We start from the raw sequence: 6,772 nt of genomic DNA on the forward strand, positions 1-6,772 counted from the left end.
GCTGAAGGCTTCCAGCGCCCATTTCGAGGCGTGGTAGAGGCCGATCGAGGCGAAGGCGTTGACGCCGCCGATCGACGAAATCTGGATGATGTGGCCGGAACGCTGCGCGCGCATGATGGGCAGCGCCGCCTGGGTGACCCAGAGCGCGCCGAAGACGTTGGTCTCGATCTGGTCGCGCGCCTCCTGCTCGGTGACCTCCTCGACGGCGCCGAAATGGCCGTAGCCGGCATTGTTGATGACGACGTCGAGCCGGCCGAAGCGCTTGTGCGCTTCGGCGATCGCGGCGTCGACCGCCCGTTTGTCGGTGACGTCGAGCTTCAGGGCGGCGATGTTGTCGCCATATTTCTCGACGAGATCGGCGAGCGTGCCGGCATCGCGGGCTGTGGCGGCGACGCGATCGCCGCGGGCGAGCGCGGCCTCGGCCCAGACGCGGCCAAAGCCCTTCGACGATCCGGTGATGAACCAAACCTTGCTTGTCATGATGTGTATTCCTTGCCCTTGGAGGGCCGTGAATTCTCTCGGAGGATAAGCGGAGGAATCTCCGCTTACGGCATGTACGGCGCTGCCGGCGTTTTTCCAGATGCGTTCCGAGAAATAATCCGTGGGTCAGGGATAACGCACCGCACTTGACCAGGCGGGATCCTCATGCCTTTTCCAGTAGAGCGCCATCAACCGCTCGGTGATCGGACCGACCTTGCCGCCGGCGACCGGCGCGCCGTCGATCGTGGTGACCGGCATGATGCCGCCGGCGGTCGAGGTGATGAAGACCTCGTCGGCGCCTTTGAGAGCGGCGACGCTGACCGCTTCGGCTGTGACGGCGAGACCGATTTCAGCGCACAGGTCAAACACGGTGCGGCGCGTGATGCCGGGCAACACGCCGACGGCCGGCGTCGTGAGCCTGCCGTCCGTGACGCAAAAGACGTTGAAGCCCGGGCCTTCGGCGACATTGCCGTTGAAGTCGAGGATCAGCGCGGTGTCGGCGCCACGGTCATAGGCATCGTAAAGGCCACGAACCAGATCGAGCCAATGGTAGTTCTTGATCGAGGGGTCGATCGAGGCCGGCGGAATGCGCACCTTGTCGCTGATCGCGACATGAAGGCCGCTCCGCAACTGCTCGGCATTGGCGACCGAGCCGAAGGGGACGGCGAAGGCCATGAACCGGTTGATCGCCTGGCGCGGGTCGCGGCTGAAGGTCGGCGAGGCGCCGCGCGTGCACAGCATCTCGACATAAGCCGCGCGATGGCCCGACAGCGCGACGCAATTGTGCAGGATCTCCGCAACGCCGTCGCGATCGAACGGGATCGTCATGCGCAGCTTCTCCAGCCCGCCGAAGAATCGGTCGAGATGCAGGTCGAGGCGGAAGAAGCGGCCGTCCCAGACATGGACCGTGTCGTAGGTGGCGTCGGAATGCAGAAATCCCCAGTCCAGCACCGAGATTTTGGCCTGGGACATCGGCAGATATTGCCCGTCGAGGAAGGCGACGCCGTCGGGATAGGCATGCGGGTCGATGTGGCGTGGGGAGAGAAAGGGTAACCGGTTGGCTGGCGTGGCGGCTGCCTGGCTCATTTCATTCCTCCCTCGATCGTCGGCAAGGCAGACTAGCGTCCGGTTGCGGATGAAGTAGAGCCAGGCAGAAGGCGCCGCTTGGCCTCACTCATCCTCGTCGTCTTCCTCGAGCAGCCTTGTCGCGCGCCAGCGGGTGAGCACCGCATTGGTCTCATCGATAACGAAGAAACGCGCCGAATCCCGGTCATAGCCTTCGGCGAGCAGCTTCTCGTAATCGGTGTGGGCATGGCGGACATGGGCGATGGTGGCCAGCCACACCGCGATCGTTGGCGGCAAGGTCTTCATGTGCACCGAACCGGCATCGACGCGGATCTTTTCCATGTCGGCATAAGGCGCGAGCGGAAGAAGCGCTGTCAGCGCCTTGGCGATGGCGCGGCGGCGGCCGGTGGGGGCGCTCATTTGTCGTTGCGTCCGGCGATGGTCGCTTCGGGAAAGGCATCGGTTGAAGCGTAATAGGGCTTGATGTCGATGACCGGCGTGCCGTCGAGCACGTCGATGGCGTCGATCCCGATCCGTCCGCCCTCGATGTCGAGCGTGACGAGCTTCGCCACATGCAGGCCGACAGGATTCGGCCGGGCAGGGGAGCGCAGCGAGAAAACGCCTTTCGATTCAGCCGCATGGCGCGGTTTCTGCACGATCAGATTTCGCGGCGCGTGATGGAGCCAGGACAGGATGACCATGTGGCTGGCGCGTTCCAGGTTTCGCAGCCCCGGGCGATAGGGCTCGTCGATCAGGACTGTCGCGGCCCGCCCGGATTCGCGGGCGGCGCGCATGTTCTTGGGGCAATCCTCGCGCCTCGTCCAGGGCGAGACGATGCGTCCGATAAAGACGACATGGCCGTCCGGCCGCAACTCCGCCGGATCGGCCGCAAGAAGCGTTTCACCTTCACGCGTCTCGAACATGCTCTTCACTCCGCGCAAGAACCGTCTGCCAGGCGCGGATCACGGCTGCGCCATTTTCTTGTCCGGAAGCGACATAGCGCTTGCCAAGGTTTCGAAATCGACATAAACATATCTTTATATCTTTCAACGAGAGCCCGCTCATGCATGTCTCGCTCGACACAATGGTAGATACATTGAAGGCGGCGGCCGAATCCAGCCGGCTGCGCATCCTGGTGCTGCTTTCGCGCGGCGATCTCACCGTCTCCGACCTCACCGAGATACTCGGACAGTCGCAGCCCCGCGTCTCGCGCCATCTGAAGCTGCTGCTCGATGCCGGGCTGATCGGCCGCTACCAGGAAGGGTCCTGGGCCTTCTTCCGGCTGACCGATACGGATAATTCGCGCGATTTCGTGCAGCGTCTGGTCTCCGGCATCAGCGAGGCCGATCCGCAGGTGGTGCGCGATCTGGAGCGGCTGGCGGCGGTGAAGCGCAAGCGGCAGGACCGGGCCGCCGAGTATTTCTCCGAGAACGCCGCGAGCTGGGATCATATCCGCTCGCTGCATGTGCCGGACCGCGCGGTCGAAGCGGCGCTCATCAAGCTTGTCGGCAAGCGGCCGTTCCAGTCGATGCTCGACCTCGGCACCGGCACGGGCCGGCTGCTCGAAATCTTCGCGCCGCTCTATCGGCGCGGTGTCGGCATCGACATGTCGCGCGAGATGCTGACGGTCGCGCGCGCCAATCTCGACAAGGCCGGCATTGCCAATGCGCAGGTGCGTCAGGGCGATATCTTCTCGCCGCCGGTCGAGCGCAACGCCTTCGATCTCGTCACCATCCACCAGGTGCTGCATTATCTCGACGATCCCGCCCGCGCCATCGCCGAAGCGGCGCGGCTGCTCAGGCCATCGGGCCGGCTGATCGTCGTCGACTTCGCGCCGCATAATCTCGAATTCCTGCGCGACCAGCATGCGCATATGCGGCTGGGCTTCTCCGACCGGCAGATGTCCGATTGGTTCGCGGAGGCCGGCCTCGACCTCGAGGACAGCCAGGAATTCGAGCCGCGCGGCGGCAACGAGGCAAGGCTCACCGTCAAGCTCTGGCTCGGCCGCGACCGCCGCCTGCAGATCGCAGACCCGTCCAACGATTCCTTGCCAGTGAGGGAAACAGCCTGATGAACCAGTTCCGCTTTTCCCGTCGCCCCGACATAGGCGAGAAGGTCAGCGTCTCGTTCGAGTTCTTTCCACCGAAGACCGACGAGATGGAAGCAAGGTTGTGGGATACGGTCACAAGGCTGGAGCCGCTCAAGCCGGAATTCGTCTCGGTGACCTACGGCGCGGGCGGCTCGACCCGCGAGCGCACGGCGCGCACGGTCAAGCGCATCCTCAACGAGACGACGCTGACGCCGGCGGCGCATATGACCTGCGTCGACGCCGCGCGCGATCAGGTCGACACGGTCATCCGCGAGTTCGTCGACTTCGGCGTCACCCGTTTCGTTGCGCTGCGCGGCGATCCGGCCGCAGGCGTCGGAACCTCTTATCGCCCGCATCCGGACGGCTACGCCAATGGCGCCGAACTGGTAGGGGCGCTGAAGAGCGTCGGCGATTTCGACATCTCGGTCTCGGCCTATCCGGAAAAGCATCCGGAGAGCCCGGATTTCGCCACCGACATCGACATGCTGAAGCGCAAGGTCGACAATGGCGCGACGCGGGCGATCACCCAGTTCTTCTTCGACAACGATCTTTACGAGCGCTATGTCGAGCGGGCGCGCCGCGCCGGCATCTATATCCCGATCGTGCCGGGCATCCTGCCGGTGCATAATTTCACCCAGGTCGCCAATTTCTCCTCGCGCTGCGGCGCGCTGGTGCCGGCATGGCTCGCCGAGCGCTTCGAAGGGCTGGAGAACGACCCGCAGACGCATGCGCTGGTGGCCTCGGCCGTGGCGGCCGAGCAGGTGCTCGACCTCGTCGAGCGCGGCGTCGGCGATTTCCATTTCTACACGATGAACCGTGCCGACCTCGTCTTTGCCGTCTGCCACATGATCGGCATCCGCTCGCATGAGGCGGAGGCGACCGGGTCGGCCGCGGCCTGAGGTCGGCGGAAATGGAAAAGGCCGGGTGGAAACCCGGCCTTTTCGAACTGTTGGACTATTCTCGGTGCTTGGTCTTCCCTCTTTGGCGGGTCAGGGAAGAACACCTATGATCAGGGCACCGATGAATGCGAATGCGGCACAAATCATCAAAGCGTTGATCGGCCTCGTCAGTCCCATGCCATAGCCTCCTCTTCAGAGCTATGGCAGGAGTCTAGGGGCATTTGGGCCACAGGCAAGCGGAAAACGTGCTGCAATGCGACATGATTGTGGAATTTGCGACCCGGGATTTGCCGTTAGCCGTTGAAACTCTTCGGCAAAAGCCGGCTTCGCCGTTGTGAATAAATTGTGGCGGCGGTGTGGCATGACAGCGCTACCATTTGCCGAACAGCCGTCCGTCGATGGTGATGAGGCCCAATCCGATCAGCGTCATGCCGCCGATCTCGAACAGCGCCAGCCGCTCGCCGAGGAAGAGGAAACCGAGCAACACCGCGCTGGCCGGGACGATCAAGGTGACCAGCGAGGCATTGGTGGCGCCGGCCGAGGCGACGAGGTTGAAATAGAGGATATAGGCGAAGGCGGTAGACAAAAGCGCCAGGCCCAGCACCGCGGCCCAGACCGGCTGCGAGGCCGACAACGAGCCCGTCGGCCCATAGGCAATGAGCACGATGGGGATCATGATGATGGTCGAGGCGGTCAGCTGCCCGGTGGCGATGACTGGCGATGGCACGCCCTTGAAGCGGCGCGCGATCATCAAGGCGATCGCATAGGATACCGAAGCGCCGATCAGCGCGAATTTGGCCCAGACCGGCCCGCCGAGTCCGGCAACAAGGCCCGGACCGATCATCACCGCGGTGCCGGCGACACCGAGCGCGATGCCGGCCAGCTTGTTCCAGGACAGTTTCTCATCGGTGGTGAGCGCATTGGCCAGGATCAGCGTCCAGAACGGCGTGGTGGCGTTGAGCACCGAGGCGACGCCGGCGCCGAGCTTAGTCTGGCCGGCGAAGATCAGCGAGAAGGGCACGACATTGTTGGTGAGCGCCAGCAGGAAGAACAGGCCGGCATGCGGGAAGGCGAGCCGGAACGAGGGGCCGCGGACCGCCAGATAGAGCTGAAGTGCGATGGCGGCGATGGCGACGCGGAACAGCACCAGCGCAAGCGGGTGGATCTCGGACACTGCAATGCGGGCAAAGAAGAACGAGCCGCCCCAGATTGCGCCGAGCAGAAGAAGCTGCCCCCAATCCTTGAGTGTCATCGGTCCGCGCGTCGGCGCGGCGGCGGCCGTAATCGACATGTCCTGTTCCTCCCCAGGCCGATCGCAATCTCGGCTTCACACCTCACCAACCGATAAATGCGCTCGCCGGCAAGGGCCACCCGAAACCTGACTGGTGGTTTAGCTTTGGCAAAATGTGCAACCGGCCGCGTCGGGTCGCCAGACACAGAACTGTTTTCTTTGGCGGCTAGCTAGGATTAATTGTGCGCGCTCCAGCCCCGAGGATTCGTCCATGCAGCGATTCGAAAATGCCCGCGATGCGGCACTGGCGCTTCGTCCCGACGATCCGGTCTACTGTTTCCGCCCGCAGGTGCTGAAGGCGGATGCCCTGCAGTTCATGGGCATGTTTCCCGGCAAGACCGCCTATGCGGTGAAGACCAATGGTGAGCAGATCGTGCTGAAGACATTGGTGGAATCCGGCGTCAGCACCTTCGACGTCGCTTCGCCGGGAGAATTCGCGGCCGTGCGCGCCGTCTCGGCGGATGCCGAGATGCTCTACATGCACCCGGTCAAGGCGCAGTCGGATATCAAGCTGGCGCTGGAGAAATACGGCATCCGGGTGATCTCGCTCGACCATGAGGACGAGATCACCAAGCTGACGCGCGTCGTGCGGGCGCTCGATATCGACCCGGGCGCCATCACCGTCTTCGTGCGCATCCAGACCAAGGGCCATGCGGCTTACGAATTGTCGAAGAAATTCGGCGCCGGGCCGGCCAATGCGGTCGAGCTTGCCGAGCGGCTGAACCGGACCGGCTACAAGGTTGGCCTCTGCTTCCATGTCGGCAGCCAGATCGAGGATCCCGACACCTATGAGCGGGCGCTGGCCTCGGCCGACTGGGTGCGCAATCGCCTGACCTTCGACATTGCCGGGCTCGATGTCGGCGGCGGTTTCCCCGCCGAATACGGCCACGATCCAAACCGCAAGCAGGTCGAGATGCCTTCGCTCGGCCAGCTGATGTCGCGGCTTGC

The 6,772-nt window shown here is 63.9% G+C and carries 8 protein-coding genes; 3 read left to right on the plus strand and 5 right to left on the minus strand.

Annotation, left to right across the window (positions count from 1 at the left end; all coding sequences use genetic code 11):
- The 4 genes from EOA24_RS22960 to tsaA all read right to left on the minus strand — a co-directional run.
- A partial coding sequence (locus tag EOA24_RS22960) for an SDR family NAD(P)-dependent oxidoreductase (protein ID WP_127410096.1) occupies positions 1 to 480 on the minus strand: 480 nt, incomplete at its 3' end.
- A gap of 126 nt (positions 481 to 606) precedes the next feature.
- The gene (locus tag EOA24_RS22965; RefSeq protein WP_126081972.1) at positions 607 to 1,566 is read right to left on the minus strand and encodes a D-amino acid aminotransferase; all 960 of its coding nucleotides are present in this window, start codon (positions 1,564 to 1,566) and stop codon (positions 607 to 609) included.
- Between the two features lie 84 nt (positions 1,567 to 1,650).
- Positions 1,651 to 1,965 carry a DUF2293 domain-containing protein gene (locus EOA24_RS22970; protein WP_126081973.1) on the minus strand — a complete coding sequence of 105 codons (315 nt, stop codon included), beginning with the start codon at positions 1,963 to 1,965 and terminating at the stop codon, positions 1,651 to 1,653.
- Positions 1,962 to 2,468: a tRNA (N6-threonylcarbamoyladenosine(37)-N6)-methyltransferase TrmO gene (gene tsaA, locus EOA24_RS22975; RefSeq protein ID WP_127256145.1), complete on the minus strand. Its 507-nt coding sequence runs from the start codon at positions 2,466 to 2,468 to the stop codon at positions 1,962 to 1,964. The genes EOA24_RS22970 and tsaA overlap by 4 nt, the downstream gene beginning before the upstream one ends.
- Before the next feature lie 140 nt (positions 2,469 to 2,608).
- Here tsaA and EOA24_RS22980 point away from each other — a divergent pair, with 140 nt between their 5' ends.
- A complete protein-coding gene (locus EOA24_RS22980) occupies positions 2,609 to 3,616 on the plus strand; it encodes a metalloregulator ArsR/SmtB family transcription factor (protein WP_126060062.1) in 1,008 nt (335 codons plus the stop codon).
- A complete protein-coding gene (gene metF, locus EOA24_RS22985; RefSeq protein ID WP_126060063.1) occupies positions 3,616 to 4,533 on the plus strand; it encodes a methylenetetrahydrofolate reductase [NAD(P)H] in 918 nt (305 codons plus the stop codon). Before EOA24_RS22980 ends, metF begins: the two co-directional genes overlap by 1 nt.
- 370 nt (positions 4,534 to 4,903) lie before the next feature.
- Here the strand turns inward: metF and EOA24_RS22990 are convergent, their stop codons facing one another.
- On the minus strand, positions 4,904 to 5,824 hold the full coding sequence (locus EOA24_RS22990) for a DMT family transporter (RefSeq protein ID WP_126081975.1): 921 nt from the start codon (positions 5,822 to 5,824) through the stop codon (positions 4,904 to 4,906).
- Between the two features lie 211 nt (positions 5,825 to 6,035).
- Here EOA24_RS22990 and EOA24_RS22995 point away from each other — a divergent pair.
- Positions 6,036 to 6,772 (plus strand): alanine racemase (locus EOA24_RS22995; RefSeq protein WP_189354155.1); only part of this gene is annotated, 737 nt, incomplete at its 3' end.

The organism is Mesorhizobium sp. M2A.F.Ca.ET.039.01.1.1 (assembly GCF_003998035.1).
Taxonomy (GTDB): domain Bacteria; phylum Pseudomonadota; class Alphaproteobacteria; order Rhizobiales; family Rhizobiaceae; genus Mesorhizobium.

Excerpts from the sequence above, each read along its gene's own strand:
- EOA24_RS22965 (WP_126081972.1), bottom strand. The coding sequence starts at position 1,566 with ATGAGCCAGGCAGCCGCCACGCCAGCCAACCGGTTACCCTTTCTCTCC.
- EOA24_RS22970 (WP_126081973.1), bottom strand. The coding sequence starts at position 1,965 with ATGAGCGCCCCCACCGGCCGCCGCCGCGCCATCGCCAAGGCGCTGACA.
- tsaA (WP_127256145.1), bottom strand. The coding sequence starts at position 2,468 with ATGTTCGAGACGCGTGAAGGTGAAACGCTTCTTGCGGCCGATCCGGCG.
- EOA24_RS22980 (WP_126060062.1), top strand. The coding sequence starts at position 2,609 with ATGCATGTCTCGCTCGACACAATGGTAGATACATTGAAGGCGGCGGCC.
- metF (WP_126060063.1), top strand. The coding sequence starts at position 3,616 with ATGAACCAGTTCCGCTTTTCCCGTCGCCCCGACATAGGCGAGAAGGTC.
- EOA24_RS22990 (WP_126081975.1), bottom strand. The coding sequence starts at position 5,824 with ATGTCGATTACGGCCGCCGCCGCGCCGACGCGCGGACCGATGACACTC.